The sequence below is a fragment of the Gluconobacter japonicus genome, from assembly GCF_002723975.1.
Classification (GTDB): Bacteria; Pseudomonadota; Alphaproteobacteria; order Acetobacterales; family Acetobacteraceae; genus Gluconobacter; species Gluconobacter japonicus.
Window position 1 is genome coordinate 1 of sequence record NZ_BEWO01000028.1, and the last position, 16,819, is coordinate 16,819.

The window sequence follows — 16,819 nt, forward strand, 5'->3', positions numbered from 1 at the left end:
TTGGATTGACGATGAATCTTTCCGGCTCTGAAGTCTAGATTTTGCAGATGTATTCGTAAGGTGTGAGGCCACTAAGGGTCTTGAGCCTTTGCCCGAAATTATAAGCCGCCATGAAGTCGTTGAGGTGTGTCCTCAATTGCTCATGCCTGTCGTAATGGAAGCGCTTGACGGTTGCTTTCTTGATTGTCCGGTTTATCCGCTCAACCTGATCGTTCGTCCAGGAATGATTGGGTTTCGTCGGACGATGTTCGAGGAATTCTCAGGCTGTCTTCCGATCGGCTTTCCCCACCAGTTGTGTGACAGCGAATTTGCTTGTCCGGTCGATAGCAACGAAGAGATGCAGCTTACCCTAAGCAGTCTCGACTTCGGCAATATCGATGTGAAAAAAAGTCGATGGGATAGCGTTTGAAGCGCTGTCGTTTTGGCTTGTCTCCCTTCATGTCCGGAAGCAGTGAGATCTTGTGACGCTGAAAGCAGCGATGCAGGGCCAAACGTATCAGATGGGGAATGCTGGCCTGCAGGGCATAAAGGCAGTCATCCAGCGGCAGTAAAGTGTGCTGGCGAAAAGTGGACGTGTCACGGTTTAGTTCCGGACCATGGGTTATCTGTTAAGGGGCGTTGCGCTCATAATCCAGAAAGCTTTTCCATTGAAGTGCAGAGTGCAGCCTCTGCGGATTATAGAAATCATTAATGTAGGATGTGATGGCCTGCTCGACGTCCTGACGCGTCATCCAGGCTTGCCGCCACAGGAGTTCCGCTTTTAAGGTCTTGAAGAAACTCTCCGTCACCGCATTATCCCAGCAGTTTTCCTTTCTGCTCATGGACACGAGAAAACCATGAGCAGAAAGGAGCTTCCGGTAAGCCTCTGAACAATACTGACTGCCACGATCCGCATGATGGATGCAGCCTGGTGGTGGCTGACGCAAGGCAATAGCGCGCTGTAACGCAGTCGTGGCAAGACCTGCGGTCATACGGACCTCAAGGTTCCAGCCGATGACTCTTCGTGAGAAGAGGTCCAGCACCACAGCCAGGTAAACCCAGCCTTCACATGTCCAGATATATGTGATGTCCGCTGTCCATTTCTGGTTCAGCGCTGGTGCTGAAAAATCCTGCCCCAAAAGGTTGGGTTCAATACTGTGCTTGTGCGAACTGTTCGTAGTCACCTTGAAGCGTCGTGTCCTGACAACACGAATGGCATTCTCGCGCATCAGACGTCCAACGCGACGATGCCCGACAGACAGACCCGCAGCCCTGAGTTCTTCTGTCATACGGGGGCGTCCGTAGCTTCGCCTGCTCTGAGCGTGAATGGCGCGGATATGGACCATCAGGATGTCATCCTGTCTTTTGCGGGCACAGACCGGGCTTCGTCGCCAGGCCCTGAAACCCCGGTCGCTGACGCCAAACAGGCGACAGACCCGTTTGCGTGAAAGCGGCCCATTATATCGAGAAATAAAGGCAAACCTCACGACCTTTGGCTCGCGAAGAACTGTGTCGCCTTTTTTAACAGCTCCCTCTCCTCCTGCAGCAGGAGGTTCTCACGGCGTAATCTCTCATTCTCATAGCGGATCCATTTCTTCAACGTCGAGGAGCCGATACCCAGATCCCGTGCAATACGCTCACGCGACAGAACGCTGCTCAGAGCCAAACGCACCGCCTCGTGCCTGAACTCAGCTTTATAAACTCGTCCCATTCCACGTCTCCTTCATGACCATCTTCGGTCTTAAAGGTCCGGAACTAAACCGTGACACGTCCAACGGCATGCTGCATGTTCTGCGTACAGGCCGTCTCTGTCGGGACATGCATGAACGCTACGGGAAATGGACTCGGTTTATGTCCGGTTTCGCCGTTGGACTGAACAGGACGTGTGGGACGCCTTGCTGCAAACTTTGGATAGCTGACAGCATATGGTCGACAGCACCGTGGTTCGTGCCCATTCACAGGCAACTGGCGCAAAAGAGGGGCTCATGCGGAAGCTTTTGGTCGGTCACGCGGCGGCTTTACGAGCAAAATCCACGCCCGATGCGACAATCAGGGACGTCCTCTTGGTTTTGTCCTCACCGACGAGCAGGTCTCGGACTATAAAGCCGTAAATGCCCTACTGGAACTTCCGGCTCCAAACCCCAGGGCCATGCTGGCCGGATCGGGGTTATGACAGCGCCAGTTTCCGCCAGGACCTGCTGATCCAAGGGATTTTGCCGGTTATTCCCTCACGAAAAGGCTGCAGTGTTCTACAAAAAACAGACTGGCAACGTTACAGGGACCGCAACCGCGTCGAGCGGATCTTCAACCACCTCAAGCAGATGCGCCGCATTGCGATCCGCTACAACAAGACCGCCCTGTCCTTCATGAGTTTCCTCAATATCGCCGCAGCAAGGCTCTGGATTGGATCTTTTGCCAACGTGACCTAGGCTTTTGTCGCAACTTCCGTACCGACCTGGGCTGCGAGACCAAGTCCATCTAAGAACTGGCTGCCGTGCTCTTTCCACCAGTCCGCAGCCTTGGTGTGACCACTCGTGATGACATCACCATTGTTTCCCAGCGCATCCTGCAACTTATGACGCTCTTTTTTGTTGATTTTGCCACCGCCATTGACGTTGGCCACCTGCTGCACATCCAGCGCCAGAGAGTTGGCCTGGTCTTTCGTGAGGTCACCGTTTTTGTAGTCAGCAATGATATCATTGACCATTGCGTTACCGTTACCGTCGTTGGCATCTTTCTGGAACTGGTCGAATGCCTCTTGATCCTTGCCGTGCAGATCCGTAACTGCATTGGCGAAGTCAGTTTGGCCGGCGGCATTGGTTGCGGTTGATCCCTGCGCGCCCTGACTGCCTTCAAAACCTAGGGGATTGTCTGAGGGGGCTGTGCTGGTCGGAGATTGCGTACCGTCTCCGCCACCAAAAGCACTTCCAATCTGCCCAAGATTAGGATTTGCAGACCCGGACCCCGATACAGAACCTTCAACCTGCTGGAGGAGTTGGAGAAACTGTTCGATCGCAGTCGTGTCGCTGCCTGCGCTGTTACCGGACGAATGCGTGGCGTCGGGCTTGGCTGTCCCTCCAGTTTCCGTCGGAACAGTTTCCGGGAGGTGCGAAGACGTTGGGTGGCTTACAGCTTCCATGGTTTATTTCCTTACATTTGCAATTCGGGTGATTATTATGTCCTGAGAGTTCAGTGATCGCCGCCTGGCGAGTACCGTACAATTTCCTCAGGCATTTTTTTCATTCTTATCAAGTGTCGGAAATTCATCAGTTGAGGAAAATTTCAGCTGCTGGCTGCCAAACATGGCGGCGAAGAAAGCGCCTGCTTCCTCACCTTGCTCCACACCGCCCCGCAGGTTGACGGAAAGCGGCGTTGTCGTGGCCGCGCCAGAGCTTGATCCCGTCGTCACATCTGGTAGACCATGCTGTTGCCCCAATTGGTTGAGCAGAGACACTGCACTGGTAGTGGTTGCCGTGCCATTGGAAACCTGAGCAGCGATTGCCTTCAGCTTGGCCCCGTCATCTCCGCCAATCTCGGTACCAAGTGCGTCTAGATCGTGGGCGATTGAAGATGACGAATCACCGGACACGATGCGATTGCGTGTGTTTTCGATCCCGAGACCAGCCGAATCAACAGACTGGCCCTGCAGACTGGCGTAGAGGGCATCATTGCTCGCACCCTGACTATACGTCCCGTCGTTGAGGCTGCCCGCGATATTCGAAGCGGCCTGAGCTTCCTGGCCATTCCCTTTCTGCTGCGCCTCGCGCATGACAGCAAGTGCGAAATCCTGAATACTCTGATTGCCGGCCGCGCCCCCTTGATCAACCATCGACTGAAGGGTCTGCACGTCCATCGTCATGTTACCGCTCAACGACACATCAGACATTTTTTTATTCCATAAAATAATGTTTATACTGCCGTAAAGCGGCAAAAAATCTAAAGTTAGTGGGCAGAGGGTTCCGAACGGTACTCGTCAGAACCCCCTGAAGCCAAAAGCGCAGATCAGTCCTTGGAGAAGGCCTGCTTGGCATTGCTGGCCATGGTCTGCTCGAAGTTGTTTGCGAGAGACTGGGAGTTGGAAAGCTTCGACATCTCGAACTGTTCCTGCAGGTTCTGTTCTTCCATCGCCTGAGACTGCTGCATGATCGAAGACAGTGTGCTGCTCATATCGGAAGTGGTGCCGCTCATAAGAAAAACCTTTCGATACAAAATCGATAACGCTGAACCCGACATTTATCGTCGGAGTGTCTGCACAATGAGAGAAGTCCCGACCTGGGAACCAGATATCGCCCTCTCCTGCCCATCATTGTTATTTTACGAAGCTGATCAGAACCTGACGTGTCGCACGGGGCCGCAACAACACGAAAAACCCGAGATGCAGTCAGTCCGGCCCTACGCAATCCTCTGGAAACAGCCACATATTGCCGTTTTTTCGTAAATTTTTTACGAATGAAATCGAAATGAAGATACGACATACGTCGTTACAGAATTGAGAAATATATGAAAAATTTATGAAGCCACCGTGACAAAGAAAATTTGTCACTCACACAATAAATCTTGTGTTGTCCAAAAAAACGGGGGACTCTCCGTCCCCCGTTTTTTTGAACCGTACTAGGGCTTCTTCAGGCATCGCCGAAACTGGCTGTATAATTCTGGCTACTGTCCTGCGCCATCGTCATCGGATTTGCCGATTGCGTTCTCTTCTGGTCGTCATCGGGATGAATATATGCGTTCCCGGTTCCCAGTTTCTGCTCCATGAAGTTCCCCCCAGCCTGCATCGCGGCGCTCGAACCATCATACCAGCCAGTAACCGTCGCATTGCCGCCGCTGTCATGACTGACGATATCCGACGGGGCCTGCGACGCGATATTCTGCGTGTCGCCTGCGCTCTTTCCCTTGCCGTCAGAAACCTGAATCGCCGCGTTCCGCCCGTCGATATAACTCACATCCGTATTATTGATTCCCTTGGCATCGGCATAAAACTCGAGGCGCGATGCACTGGGCTTATACGCGCCGGAGGAATCTGCTTCCGCCATAAAGCCGCCCTGCCCGTTCGCGTAACTCAGTTTTCCAGTTTCGCCAGGCTTGAGCGTGATTTCCGCCACAGGTGCTGTCGTTGAGCCACCGTTCAGGAACTCACCGATTTTTTCGTCGTGATTGCTGGTATTGGAGATACTGACCGAATTTTCTCCCGTTCCCGCAGCCTTGTCCGCAGCCGCGACAGGAGTAGCCGATGGCGCTGCAGCTGCCGATACGGATGCGGCCGGCGAAGCCGAGCCCTGTGCGGGAGCAGATGCGGCTGGAGAGGCATTTCTTTTCTCTCCTTCCTGCGCCATCACGGCATCGAATATTCGGATAAGCTCTGACGGGTCGATGCCGGCTTTTTCCAGCCCTTGTGAAAATTTACTGATGTCGTCTAACGACGACACGTTAGAGATCGTCATATCGATATCCTCAAAGTAAAGCAGTCTAGAGTCTATTCAAAATACTTGCATGACTGCTCAGCCGATAAAAGAGTATCTCATGTGACATTATGCTCTCATCGCACGCTGCGAGGGTCCAAGAACATACTCTTCCATATCACACGGACGTATTCTGGATCGCATGCGCAACGGAATTGAAAAAAGCCTGCGTTATGGTCATGCCTGGCCTGAAATTCTTTTTCAGATCACCCGCCAGTTCGCGGTTCCAGCACATGGGCACGCCCTGCTCGCGCGCTATCGTCCGATATTTCTCGGCAGCGCCCCCCTGCCCGATGCACACCACGCGCGGCACAGGCGTATCTCCCGGCTTGTAGCGTATTCCGACCGTTACGCCCTCCTGACAGATCATCAGCGTTGCCTGCTTGGGACCAAGTTTCGCGGGGGCACGGCGGTTTTCGTTGGCAATTCTCATCCGCTGCATCTTGATTTGCGGATTACCCTGCGTTTCCTTCCGCTCGTTTTTCAACTCTGTCTGGGTCATGCGCATTTCACGCATAAAAAAACGCTTCTGGATCATCAGATCGGCGATACCAGTCGCCAGATAAAAAGCACACGCACCCAGCATCATCGGCACCACCAACGCCGAGAGAATTTTCGGCCACTCTGTTGGAGCCATTTCCGGTACACGGATTAGATCGTTCACTTCGTGCAGGGCGATCGCTGCAAGCGCCCCCCCGAATACAAGGACCTTCAAAATCGAAAGCGCCAGATCAACGAAATTCTTTGGCTTGAATATGCTCTTCAAACCACCGATCGGATTGAGCTTCTCCAGTTTCGGCATCAGCGGATCGATAGAGAAAATGAATCCGCGATTGATCAACAGACCCGCGAACAATGCTGCCCCGATAGCCAGAAGTAGCGGCACAAGCGCGCAATGAAGCAATGCGCCTTTTATCGCGCCCGACATATCGCGCACTGCTTCATCAAAAGGAAGGGTCGTAGCCGCGCCCGCCACCGCAAAGAGTCTCCCGAGCCGTGCAGAAATAGACGAGGCGCCCGTCAGCACCCAGCCGATCAGAACGATCGAGACCATGGCGGATTGCATGTCGGGGGCCTTGGCAAGGCGACCTTTTCTGCGCTCATCCGTCAGTTTTTTGGCGGATGCCGGAAGGTTCCGCTCTTCGCTGCTGCCACTCATGGTGCCAGCAACCCTCCGAGATCATGCATAATGGACATATCCAGAATGTCCCTGCGCGCATAAACAACGAGCCAGGATGCGTATCCACACATCATCAACGTGAAGGCCAGATTCCTGAGGGTGGGCGCGAGATCGTAAAGATGAAGTTTAGGGATCGCGCGCATCAACAGAATAATGCACCCGTCACACAGCAGCATGGCCAGAATGACCGGCACCGCGATTTTCATGGACAGGATTTCAAAACGGTCGAGCAGACCCAGTGCGGTCGTCGCAAAACCGGGCTGTGGGGTGAGACCGAGAACCAGAGGAGGCCATGCAATCTCTGAATCCACGATAGCCTGATCGAGAAACCCGAGCCCGTTACCAATGACGTACAGCGCGACAGTCGTCATCGCCAGCAGCGAGGCCGACAGCGACTCCTGCTCCCCATCGGGTTCGGAAGCCTGTCCCTGTGTCGCGCTTCTCTGGGTATCAAGCCACTCCCCCGCGCTCTGCACGGCCCATATCGGCAATCCTGCAAGGAAACCGATGATGACGCCAATCATCATCTCGCGCGCGCCAATCAAAGCCAGTGAAGGCAGGTTGAGGGACGTCTGCTGCAGGTCTCTGTAGAGTCCGGGAATTACCGGCAGCCCTACGACGAACGCGAAAGCCCCCCGCACGACGCCTCCCAGTTGCGCCCGCGTGAAAACTGGAAGAACCAGAGCCGCACCCGCAGGCCGCCCCATCGCAATCGCAACCGCGGACAGCAACGGCATCAGACTGGTCGTGAAATGTGCCGCCGGCATCGTCAGCTGCGCGTCATCACGGGGAAATCGTCGAAAATATGCTCCGTAAACGTCAGCAGGGGCGGCAGGAGTGTCCCGCCCATGAGCAGAAGTGTGGCGCAGACCGCTACGACCTTGAACGTCAGTGGCATTGTCTGATCCTGAAGCTGCGTCACTGCCTGCAGTATTCCAATTGCGATACCGATCACCGTAGCGATCAACAGCGGTGGTCCTGCAATCGAGGCGAACAGGAAAAGCGCGGCTGAAAGCTGCTGTGTCAGTCCTCCGTCATCCATCGGCAAACCTCCCTTCCATCATGCATAACTCAGCACCAGACCATGCAGCAGCCGTGTCCACCCGCCAGCCAGAACGAACAGGAGCAGTTTGAGCGGAACAGAAATCGTGTTTGGCTGCACCTGTGACAATCCCATGGCAATGAGGATCGTCGTGACGACGAGATCGATCACAATGAAAGGCAGATAGATAAGAAATCCGATCTCGAAAGCTCTTTTGAGCTCCCCGGTCAGATAGGCCGGCAACAGGACCGGAAGAGAGTCGGGCGCGAGAGTGGCCCGCATGTCTTCCGGCCAGAGCCGTTGCGCCGAATTGACGAAGAATGCCCGCTCACGTGGCTGGGTAAAGCGCATGAGATGCTGGGCCACCGGGGCTTCGGCAACTTCGTAAGCCTGCACGTAATCACTGATGTTCTCGTATTTCAGGCCCGCATCCGTGACACTTTGATAAACTTCCTTCCCCATCGGGGCGGAAATGAAGAGCGTCAGGATCAGGGCAATCGAATAAAGCACCACGTTCGGGGGGGACTGCTGAATCCCGAGCGCAGTGCGCAGCAGGAACAGGACGACTGAAATCTTGACGAAAGAAGTTGTCGAAATCACCGCCAGCGTCAGAAGTGCGAATGCCAGCGTCAAAATCAGCGCGGTGACGAGATTCGTGGACGCGAACCCGCTTCCCATCATTGCTCCTGCCCCCTGCATCAGGCGTTGATCCGTGTCAGCCGGACAGCCAGTGCGGCTCCGACTTCCACCAGTTCGCCCTCTCCGATGCGCCGCCCATGCGCCAGCACCGATACTTTCTGGTCACTCAGGGAGCCGATTTCGATAACATGCCCCTCACCGATTTCCTGCAACTCGCCAAGAGTAAAAACCCTGCGTCCGATCTCGAAACTCAGCGGCACCTGAACGGTATCGAACTGCACTTCAGGAACTTCGGTTTCCGGAAACTGCTCTGCTTCGGGCGAGGAAAAGAGAGGTGGGGCGGCCGATCCGTCTGTCATGTGTCCGATCCATTCCGGTAAAGAAAATTGTGCAATATCCTGCCAACCACCCTGTATAACGATCCTGTATCCATCGTGAACCGCTAGGGTCGCCAGCGCCTCTCCGGCCACGAGCGCCACGCTCCGCCGGGCAGTTGGGCCGATGACAATCCCGCAGCCCGGCCTGAGCGCACGCACCTCTGCCACGGAAAGAGACATGCCCCCAACACGAAGGCTGACCGCCACCGGCGGCGCCTCGAACGTGCGGATCAGAGCCGGAAAATGCGGCCTGAGCGCCGAAAACGTTTCCTGCGCAAGATAAAGCAGCCCGTCGAACACCTCTTGCGCACCAAATGAGACCCTGAACCCCACACGCAGTGGCGATTGCCCAGAAACGGCCTCCTCGAATTCGACCGGTTTGGCACAACTATCGAAGCGCAGGATGGACAGTGTGCAGCCCAGTCGGGTCTCGAGATCCATCAGAGCTTCGTTAAACACCATCTCGACAAGAAGAATAGCGATATCGCTGTTTAGGGGCGCGCGCGGCTGAGGCTCGGCCAGGCGCAGGATCATTCGCAACAGACCGCGTGGCAACAGGCATTGCCCTTCCTGCGCGCCGATCTTCAATTGCAGACAGAGCCAGTCTTCCCCCGGCGAAAACGGGGGCAGGAACGCGACACTCCAGATATCCGGTTCAACCGGAATTTTGAGCGGGTACCGACCGAAAAGCTCCGAAACGGCAGGAGAATACGCAAGCGTGGGCGCCCTGTACGGGCGTACGGTATCTTTCCGGCTCATGACCCCTCGAAATCCCGGGCGGCATGCCGCATCAGAGCCAGATCCTCCAGTTCCTGTTCGTCCAACGCTTCCTGTTCGCGCCTCTCTGCGTTCCGGGCTTTGTCGAGCAGGCGTGCAGCATGACCGCAACGCTGGTCGAACTCCCGGTGCGCCCGCCATGCGAGCGCGGCAGCCTCGTCCTGCTTTCTGGCCATGTCAGCCCGCAAACCCACATCCTTCTGGAGCGCAATGGCTCGATCTGCCAGCGCCCCCAGATGATCGTGCCTGTCCCGCAGGGCCTGCGGACTGACCGTACCATGCTCCAACGGACGGTTCATGCGTGCCGTACCTTCCGCCTCCACCGCACGCCAGTGCTCACGGTGGCTGTCAAGAACGGTCTGGCTGCGTTTTACGTCCTCCCACCCGGCATGAGCCTCCTGGGTGCGTAACAGAGCGGTCTTTCTGGCCTGTGCCGCGCGCAACTCGCGCAGGCGCAAGAGTTTCTGCGCCATCGGAACGGGAATGACCGTCATCAGCCCAACAGTCGGGTCATCCATTCCGTCATCTCCGCGAATGTTGTCTGCTCCTCATTGCCCTGCCGCAGCAACCCCCTCATCTCATCGATTTTTTCAATGGCTTCATCGGCCAGCGGATCACCACCGGGCTTGTATTCTCCAACCTGCAACAGGAACGCGACATCCTGATAGCGCGCCCAGAGCGCCCTGAGCCGATCGGCTCGAACCTGATGCTCCGCAGACGTTACGAGGCTCATCACACGCGACCGGCTGCTCAGAATGTCGATTGCCGGATAATGCCCCGACGCCGCAAGCGCGCGGGAAAGGATGATATGCCCATCTAGAATCCCGCGTGTTTCTTCCGCGATTGGATCGCTCTGCCCGTCTTCCACAAGAACGGCGTAAAAGGCAGTGATGGAACCTCGTTCTCCCATTCCCGCCCGCTCCATGAGCTTGGGAAGAGCGGTAAAAACGGACGGCGGAAAGCCCCGCCGGGTCGGCGGCTCGCCGGCGGCAAGACCAATCTCACGCAGGGCACGTGCAAAGCGCGTAACGTTATCGACGAACAGAAGGACCTTGAGCCCCAGATCGCGAAAATGCTCCGCAATCGCGGTCGCAGCCTGTGCACAGGCCACACGTTCCGCCGCCGGCCTGTCCGACGTTGCCACCACGACGACCGAACGGGCCAGCCCATCAGGCCCGAGGTTATGCTCTATGAATTCCCGAACCTCACGGCCACGTTCCCCGACCAGCGCGACAACCGTGACATCCGCATCGCTTCCCTTGACGATGGAGGCCATCAACGTGGACTTTCCGCCCCCTGCCTCACCATAGATCCCCAGACGCTGCCCCTCCCCACAGGTCAGGACGCTGTCGATCGCGCGAAGGCCGATCGGCAGAGGACGGTCGATCATTCTGCGTCGCATTACATCGGGCGGGCTGGCTGTAATCGGGGCGCTGGGGCCGGACGGGAGTGGTCCTTTACCGTCCATGGGCGCTCCGAGCGCATCCAGAACGCGACCCAGAACACGCTGCCCGACCGGGAACTGACGCCGCCCACCCGTCGGAAGAACCTCCGTCTCAGCGGAAATGCCCTCCAGATTGCCCATCGGTGCCAGAAGGACCTCACGCCCGACCAGCCCCACAACTTCAGCGTTCATACTCCAGTCCCGCTTGCGATCCCGCAGGAGGCAGAGATCACCAACCGCGACATTGGGCAAAATCGCGCGGATGATCGTTCCGGTTGCAGCAACGACCCGCCCCTGAACCGGATGGGATTCCAGCGATGCCGCCTTGGAGCGCAACAGTGGAAGCAGGTGCCGCATCCGCTCGACGACATGCCCCGGGTCTTTGCCGTCACCCCTCCCTTCCGCAAGATCGGGCATGCCGGAATCGCCGTTCGAAAACCCACGGCTGCTCCCCCGCGGAGGCGGCTCCCCGATCCGTCGTTGCGCGCTTTCGTCAGTCCGCACTATCTCAGGAGAAGCAGACTCGCCAAAATCGGGGCCTTCCGGCGCCGCTCGCAGCCGCTTCAGGCTCCGCGTCCCGACGAGACCATCACGCGAGGGCGGGGCCGATATGTCACGCTCACCGCACGGGCTTGTTACGGACGCACCACCCGCCATATTCGGCCCTGCCTCCCCGGAATCGTCGCCCTGGCTACCGCCCGACTGCCCGTCACGCCTGATCGAAATACCCGCAACGGCGCCTTCAGACGGATGTTCATCCGGTCCGACCGGCCTGACTGGCTCTTCCGGTATAAAAGGTCGTGGGTTCTCCGCTATAATGCCTCGCCCTGAATCCTCTGCGGTGACCAAGGTGGAATCGGCGGACGACAAGGCTGCTAGCAGCGAGATATCCTGCTGTACCGATGTGACCTCAGTGTCCGACAGCGCTGCCCGTGATGTCATGATCCGTGCCCCGGCGTGTCCGCCAGATCGGCCAACTGATCCCACTGCGCCGCAAGACGCTCGCGCAGAAGACGCGTCTGGTCGGCGATGCCGAGCTCAGACACGCCGAACTCGCTCTCCAGAACACACCGGCCGGACGCCAGACCTGCGTCCACCTCGATATGCACGCCACTGTCGCTGTCCTGAAGAAGGGGCATGAACTCCGCCAGAGGCGCGACACAATCCGGGGCAATCCGAAGCTGTGCTACCGTCCCGCGCCGGATGCGTGACAAGCCATGTTCGATTGCCAGTGGCAGGACGTCGCTGATATCCACGCGCCCGAGCATGTCAGCCACGATATCCGCGACGATCTCTGGCAGGCTGCACTCAAGATTTTGCAGCACCTGCGACGCGGCTTGGGCAGATGACATGATCTGCTGCGCCATTTCCACACGCGCCTGCGCACGGCCCTCCTCCAGACCACGCTGCTTTTCTGCGTCGTAAGCAGCTCTGGCGGTGGCCCTCAGCCGACTGGCGTCCGCCAGAGCGCTCCGATAAGCTGCCTGCGCCTCACACCACAGGGTCATCTCTTCAGGGTTCAGGATACGCTGTTCGGGGGAGAGCGTGGCGAATTCGGTCATATACCACTCTCCTCTGGTGCTTCATCTTCCTTGACGTTTGCGGGAGCGAAGAAAGTCGCGATAACGTGCCGGATGATGGCATCGCTTGTCTCAGGCGCAGCATCCGGCAGCCCCACAGCGGGCAGACGTAGTGTAGCTGCTTTCTGACAGGTCGGTGACACCTGATCGCGCCATCGCACCAAGCAACGCCAACCCCAGTCATTGATCGCAGAAGCCAGCTCTTCCGCGCCTCCCTCAATAGTCGGCAGCACAATGGGCGAAACAATCTGGACGGAATGTCGGATCCCGAACATACGCGCCGAAGTGCCTACTTCCCGGTTCAGGACGGCTATTGACGCCGTATCGACATATCGGGCCAGAGCCCGACCGAAGATCAGAGCCCCCATATGCCGTCCTGCCACTTCCACCTCAAAGCGCGGACGGTACGCCAGAACGTCGAAATCCGACGCGGCCTGTTCCGGGCGGTCAATGCGATAGTCTATGAGTTTTGCCAGACGATGCGCCAGACGGTCACACCGCTGGATCCGTTCCACCGTCTCGCGCCGCAGCATCGGCATCGCGCGCTGGAAATGGGACGGATGAAGGTCGACAAGTGTTTCGGTCGCGTTCGCCCTGCTCATGCGGCCCTGTCGGAAACCACGGCAACCTGCGTCGTTCTGGAGGTAAACCTCTTTCCACGAAAGCGCCTCCAGAGATACCACCCTCCCGCAAGCGACGGCCAGAATACAGCCAGAACCCATCCTGTTACTGCAAGAGGACTGGGACCTGCGGGCGTGAGCGGGATATTCTGTGATTGAACAGGAATCAAAATGACCGACACGCGGTCATAGCTCAGATCCTGCACGGCGTTGGCGACGAGCTGCTTGATCTTCGGGATCAGCGTCCTGGCGCTGCTTCCTTCGTCGTAACGTAGGACAACGGCGGCCGTGGCCGGTTTTTCCACACCTGTCACAGGGTCACTGGCTGACGCCGCAATATGAACCCGCGCATCCACGACGCCATCAATATCATTCAGAGTGCGGTCAAGCTCCTGACTGATCCCAAAATAAAGCTTGGCACGTTCCGCCGCAGGAGAACTGATAAGCCCCTGCTGCTGGAAAACCTTGTCCATGCTCGCATATGCATTCCGCGGATAGTGCGCAGCCTTCAGGACATTGACCGCATCGGCAATCCGGCTGCTGGACACCTCAATCGCACTGCTTCCATCCTTGCTGATCACGCGGTCAGCAGAGATCCCGTGCTGAAGCAGAATGGCAACCATCTGCATCGCATCCCGTTCGGATAGCCCGGTATAAAGTTCGGACTGGCACGCCGTCAGCCCAAGGCACAGGATCAGCAGAGAAGCAGAGACCCACCTCACTCCCATCATCCCCCCTGGCTCAGCAGACTTTTAAGCGTGCTGGCCATATCCTGTGACGCCACGGTGATCACATGCGTTTCGAACTCGGCATTCGTCAGTGCGATCTGACGTGAAATCGACTCATTATAAAGCTGTTCGCCCTGCTGCTGGATCCGCCCGAGCAGGCTTTCGGGATCTGTTGCCGAACGGGCACCCGCATGATGAGCCGCCAGGACATCATGTTTTGCGGAAGGATGCGAAATCCCACCGCCCGTATCCATACCCGTCGTCACGCCATTTTTGTCAGACAGCGTCTGAGCCGATATCGCTGGTCCCGCACGGTCCGGCGCTAGCCCCTGCGGAGCGAGAGCATCGAGCCGACCGAAGCTGCTGCCAATACGACTCAGGCTATCGAGAATACGGTCGCCCAGTGTCGGCTCCGACTGTACGGGAACGATCTGACTTATGGGAGATGCAGGAATGGCTTCGGAAAAAGCAAGCTGCGTCCGTGCCGTATCGTGAAACGCGGCGACATCAGCCTGATGAAACGCCCCAGCCGGCGCAGGGGCTGTAAGCGAGGGCGTGGCAGACGCAGCCTGACTGGCAGCGACGGCGGCAATTCCGGCCAATCCAGACATCGTCCTTCTCCCTTTTTTGTGTCGACCTTCGCCAGTCTCGTGCTGCCCCAGACCTCGCATCATATCCTGACTTCAACCTGACCAGCTCTGCACCCTACCTCGTCCCGGCGACAATTGTATCGGTTGACCAAACCGTCCCCCTCATGCATCCGAACACGAAAGCATCACGTCTGCCCGGCGTCGCCGATTAAGGATTTGCATTTGCCATGACGCCGACAGGTGACGGTCTTCAGGTCAGTTCCCCGAACAACAGGGCGACTAGGTCCTCTGTGTGGGCACTTGCAAAAACCACCGTCCATGTGGGGCTGACAGTGATCGCTCTGTCACAGCCACTCCGGGCAGCCCCGCTCTACCTTCCCGAAACGGGGCAGTTCACGATGCTTCAGGGCAGCGTCATTCAGGCTCTGGACCAGTTTGGCGCGGATATCGATCTGCACGTCTCATCTGACCCGTCCCTGACCCAGCCGGTACGGAAAGGGCTGACGGCCTCTACCCCACGTGGATTTCTCAACCGTATCTGCACGGACTACCATCTCGACTGGTATTTCGATGGCCAGACCCTGTTCGTAACGCCTGCGTCGGAAACCGTCTCCGAGGATGTCGCACTCGATGGCGTGCCGTTCCCGACCCTGACGGAATCCCTGAAAGCCCGCCAGATTTCCGATGCACGCTTTCCCGTGCGTCGCACGCCTGACGGGCAACATATTACCGTCTTCGGGCCACCCCGCTTCCGCGCCTTGGTCAATCAGACGATTGCCGCACTGGGCGAAGTTCAAAGCGATGGCGTGACGATCTATCGTGGCTCTACGATGCAGAAAATATCCCCCCGATAAAGGTCAACACGTCTTGTCAGTGGGGTTCCCATCGCGACCCAATCAGAATTATGAAAATTTAGTGAATCTTCCTTGCAGGTTCCTCACAAGTCGATAGTTTCTTGATAGCAAGATTAAGTTACAGACAGAAACCTATCTTAGCAGCGCCTGCTGGTTCCGGTCTCTCCACTGTTTCCAACCATCCATTGCTCTGGGACAAACGGCAATTCACCTGCTTTCCGCTCCTTCATTCGCCCTCCACGTTCTTTCCGGCCTACACGCGGATGCGACATGTGAAATCGGCGATCGCCCCGTAACGATCGGCTCCGGGTCAGATGCGGACATTACCCTGCTCGACGAGGGTATCCAGCCATCCCATCTCGCCGTCGCCCCACTTCCGGGCGGACAGTTCAGATGCACGGCCCTGGCTGAAGGTGTCATCATCAATGACCACGTTCTGGACAGCGGAAAAAGCCATAGTTTTGCACTCCCGATCGATATCAGGATTGCGTCCGTTCCACTGAGTATCACGGACACCGCAACCGCAGAGACTGGCCATACCAGCGCTTTCCCCATCTCCCGGCTCCCAGCCCTTTTCAGTGCTCAAAGCCTGACACGAAACATCGTCATATGTGTCGCAGGCATACTCGGACTTCTCCTGTTGGAAGGGATTTTCTGGCATCCAGCCTCAAGCCCTGCTCAGCCCGCGTCTTCGCCTTCGACAGGATCAGAGGCGGTCTCGGATCTTCCAGCGCGAAAACAGAACATGGCGCTGAGCGATCACGATCTTGGAGAGTCCGTGATCCACGAACTTCGCAACCATGATCTTTTCGGGCTGGCCGTCCGTGTTTCCGGTGGTGTCGTAACAGTGAGCGGCGCAGTCCCCCATGAGCGGCTGACAGCGTTCAGGGATGCGGAGCAATGGTTTGACGCATCTTATGGCCAGCAGTATACGTGGATTTCCGACGTCAAAGAATCGCCAAATAAAGTACTGTCCTTGCCGATACAAAGTATATGGTTGGGACAAAGGGCAAATGTGACCATAAAAGGGCAGAGATATTATATTGGATCCATTCTGGAATCGGGTCAGAAAATTACTGGTATTTCCGCTCATAAAGTCTCAGTTCTTGATGGACATGATGAATTTCTCGTGACTTACTGATCAGATTGTCATTTGAGGAGCGTTATTCTCATGAGCCGCATCCCATCCCAACCCATGATCCGCCTTGACCATGCAATCGAGGAGGTCGTGGCCAATACGCCGGATGCCGCTATCGCACCTGACCTCGTCGCATTCCACAAGACCCTGTCGGTGCGCCAACATGCACCGGAGGGGATCGAGCCTCCGACGCTGACGGACGCACTTTTCCTCCATCTCATGCCACACCTGAAAAGCGCTGGCATTCTCAGATCCGACCAGCGGAAAACACTTCTGACGCGCCTGGAAGCGCGAGCGCAGAGCAGTTTCGGCCCCGTCGTGCCCGGTGGCCTGGAGGCACTGTCTTTCGAGCTGCACAATCTTGAACTGCTCATGCGCTACCGCGACAGTCTCATCGGAGGGTGATGTC

General features: G+C 57.0%; 21 protein-coding genes and 1 pseudogene. 4 read left to right on the forward strand and 18 right to left on the reverse strand.

The window, feature by feature from the left end:
• Window positions 1-34: 34 nt before the first annotated feature.
• Together GJA01_RS12905 and GJA01_RS12910 are read right to left on the reverse strand one after the other, a co-directional pair.
• Window positions 35-566, reverse strand: a pseudogene (locus GJA01_RS12905) (integrase core domain-containing protein); the annotation flags it as partial.
• A gap of 42 nt (window positions 567-608) precedes the next feature.
• Window positions 609-1,690 (reverse strand): IS3 family transposase gene (locus tag GJA01_RS12910; RefSeq protein ID WP_099282404.1). Its coding sequence is split into 2 segments (ribosomal slippage): window positions 609-1,492 and window positions 1,492-1,690, totalling 1,083 coding nucleotides; the frame shifts between segments, so codons are not numbered across the junction.
• A gap of 400 nt (window positions 1,691-2,090) precedes the next feature.
• On the opposite strand from GJA01_RS12910, the gene GJA01_RS12920 reads away from it, so the two are divergent.
• Window positions 2,091-2,408: a transposase gene (locus tag GJA01_RS12920; RefSeq protein WP_062502745.1), complete on the forward strand. Its 318-nt coding sequence runs from the start codon at window positions 2,091-2,093 to the stop codon at window positions 2,406-2,408.
• Here the strand turns inward: GJA01_RS12920 and GJA01_RS12925 are convergent.
• From GJA01_RS12925 to GJA01_RS12995, 15 genes are all read right to left on the reverse strand, one after another.
• Complete coding sequence (locus tag GJA01_RS12925; RefSeq protein ID WP_062502744.1) at window positions 2,405-3,118, reverse strand: hypothetical protein; 714 nt, start codon at window positions 3,116-3,118, stop codon at window positions 2,405-2,407. The two genes, GJA01_RS12920 and GJA01_RS12925, sit on opposite strands and share 4 nt — an antisense overlap.
• A gap of 87 nt (window positions 3,119-3,205) precedes the next feature.
• Entirely contained in the window at window positions 3,206-3,865 is a 660-nt protein-coding gene (locus GJA01_RS12930; RefSeq protein WP_010505112.1) for a hypothetical protein, read from the reverse strand.
• A 116-nt stretch (window positions 3,866-3,981) separates the two neighbouring features.
• On the reverse strand, window positions 3,982-4,167 hold the full coding sequence (locus GJA01_RS15145) for a hypothetical protein (RefSeq protein WP_010505115.1): 186 nt from the start codon (window positions 4,165-4,167) through the stop codon (window positions 3,982-3,984).
• Between the two features lie 434 nt (window positions 4,168-4,601).
• The gene (locus tag GJA01_RS12940) at window positions 4,602-5,423 is read right to left on the reverse strand and encodes a hypothetical protein (protein WP_062502743.1); all 822 of its coding nucleotides are present in this window, start codon (window positions 5,421-5,423) and stop codon (window positions 4,602-4,604) included.
• Window positions 5,424-5,559: 136 nt separating this feature from the next.
• Entirely contained in the window at window positions 5,560-6,600 is a 1,041-nt protein-coding gene (locus GJA01_RS12945) for an EscU/YscU/HrcU family type III secretion system export apparatus switch protein (RefSeq protein ID WP_062502742.1), read from the reverse strand.
• Complete coding sequence (locus GJA01_RS12950) at window positions 6,597-7,388, reverse strand: EscT/YscT/HrcT family type III secretion system export apparatus protein (protein WP_062502741.1); 792 nt, start codon at window positions 7,386-7,388, stop codon at window positions 6,597-6,599. The genes GJA01_RS12945 and GJA01_RS12950 overlap by 4 nt, the downstream gene beginning before the upstream one ends.
• A 2-nt stretch (window positions 7,389-7,390) precedes the next feature.
• A complete protein-coding gene (locus GJA01_RS12955; RefSeq protein ID WP_010505123.1) occupies window positions 7,391-7,663 on the reverse strand; it encodes an EscS/YscS/HrcS family type III secretion system export apparatus protein in 273 nt (90 codons plus the stop codon).
• An 18-nt stretch (window positions 7,664-7,681) separates the two neighbouring features.
• A complete protein-coding gene (gene sctR, locus GJA01_RS12960; protein ID WP_082785213.1) occupies window positions 7,682-8,362 on the reverse strand; it encodes a type III secretion system export apparatus subunit SctR in 681 nt (226 codons plus the stop codon).
• Window positions 8,362-9,438: a FliM/FliN family flagellar motor switch protein gene (locus GJA01_RS12965; RefSeq protein ID WP_062502740.1), complete on the reverse strand. Its 1,077-nt coding sequence runs from the start codon at window positions 9,436-9,438 to the stop codon at window positions 8,362-8,364. Before GJA01_RS12965 ends, sctR begins: the two co-directional genes overlap by 1 nt.
• On the reverse strand, window positions 9,435-9,974 hold the full coding sequence (locus GJA01_RS15320) for a hypothetical protein (protein WP_062502739.1): 540 nt from the start codon (window positions 9,972-9,974) through the stop codon (window positions 9,435-9,437). The genes GJA01_RS12965 and GJA01_RS15320 overlap by 4 nt, the downstream gene beginning before the upstream one ends.
• Entirely contained in the window at window positions 9,950-11,842 is a 1,893-nt protein-coding gene (locus tag GJA01_RS12975) for a FliI/YscN family ATPase (RefSeq protein WP_284265731.1), read from the reverse strand. Before GJA01_RS12975 ends, GJA01_RS15320 begins: the two co-directional genes overlap by 25 nt.
• Window positions 11,839-12,462, reverse strand: a complete 624-nt coding sequence (gene sctL, locus GJA01_RS12980) for a type III secretion system stator protein SctL (protein WP_062502738.1) — start codon at window positions 12,460-12,462, stop codon at window positions 11,839-11,841. Before sctL ends, GJA01_RS12975 begins: the two co-directional genes overlap by 4 nt.
• A complete protein-coding gene (locus GJA01_RS12985) occupies window positions 12,459-13,082 on the reverse strand; it encodes a hypothetical protein (protein ID WP_062502737.1) in 624 nt (207 codons plus the stop codon). Before GJA01_RS12985 ends, sctL begins: the two co-directional genes overlap by 4 nt.
• Window positions 13,079-13,822, reverse strand: coding sequence for a type III secretion system inner membrane ring lipoprotein SctJ (sctJ, locus tag GJA01_RS12990; protein WP_169925643.1), 744 nt, complete (start codon window positions 13,820-13,822; stop codon window positions 13,079-13,081). The genes GJA01_RS12985 and sctJ overlap by 4 nt, the downstream gene beginning before the upstream one ends.
• A 5-nt stretch (window positions 13,823-13,827) precedes the next feature.
• Window positions 13,828-14,439, reverse strand: a complete 612-nt coding sequence (locus tag GJA01_RS12995) for a hypothetical protein (protein ID WP_010505139.1) — start codon at window positions 14,437-14,439, stop codon at window positions 13,828-13,830.
• Between the two features lie 206 nt (window positions 14,440-14,645).
• Here GJA01_RS12995 and GJA01_RS13000 point away from each other — a divergent pair, with 206 nt between their 5' ends.
• On the forward strand, window positions 14,646-15,272 hold the full coding sequence (locus tag GJA01_RS13000; RefSeq protein WP_062502735.1) for a hypothetical protein: 627 nt from the start codon (window positions 14,646-14,648) through the stop codon (window positions 15,270-15,272).
• A 310-nt stretch (window positions 15,273-15,582) separates the two neighbouring features.
• Here the strand turns inward: GJA01_RS13000 and GJA01_RS13005 are convergent, their stop codons facing one another.
• Window positions 15,583-15,933 carry a hypothetical protein gene (locus GJA01_RS13005; RefSeq protein WP_062502734.1) on the reverse strand — a complete coding sequence of 117 codons (351 nt, stop codon included), beginning with the start codon at window positions 15,931-15,933 and terminating at the stop codon, window positions 15,583-15,585.
• 84 nt (window positions 15,934-16,017) lie between these two features.
• On the opposite strand from GJA01_RS13005, the gene GJA01_RS13010 reads away from it, so the two are divergent.
• Window positions 16,018-16,413 carry a SctD/MshK family protein gene (locus GJA01_RS13010; RefSeq protein WP_059431480.1) on the forward strand — a complete coding sequence of 132 codons (396 nt, stop codon included), beginning with the start codon at window positions 16,018-16,020 and terminating at the stop codon, window positions 16,411-16,413.
• A gap of 30 nt (window positions 16,414-16,443) precedes the next feature.
• Window positions 16,444-16,815, forward strand: a complete 372-nt coding sequence (locus tag GJA01_RS13015) for a hypothetical protein (protein ID WP_062502733.1) — start codon at window positions 16,444-16,446, stop codon at window positions 16,813-16,815.
• Window positions 16,816-16,819 lie beyond the last annotated feature (4 nt).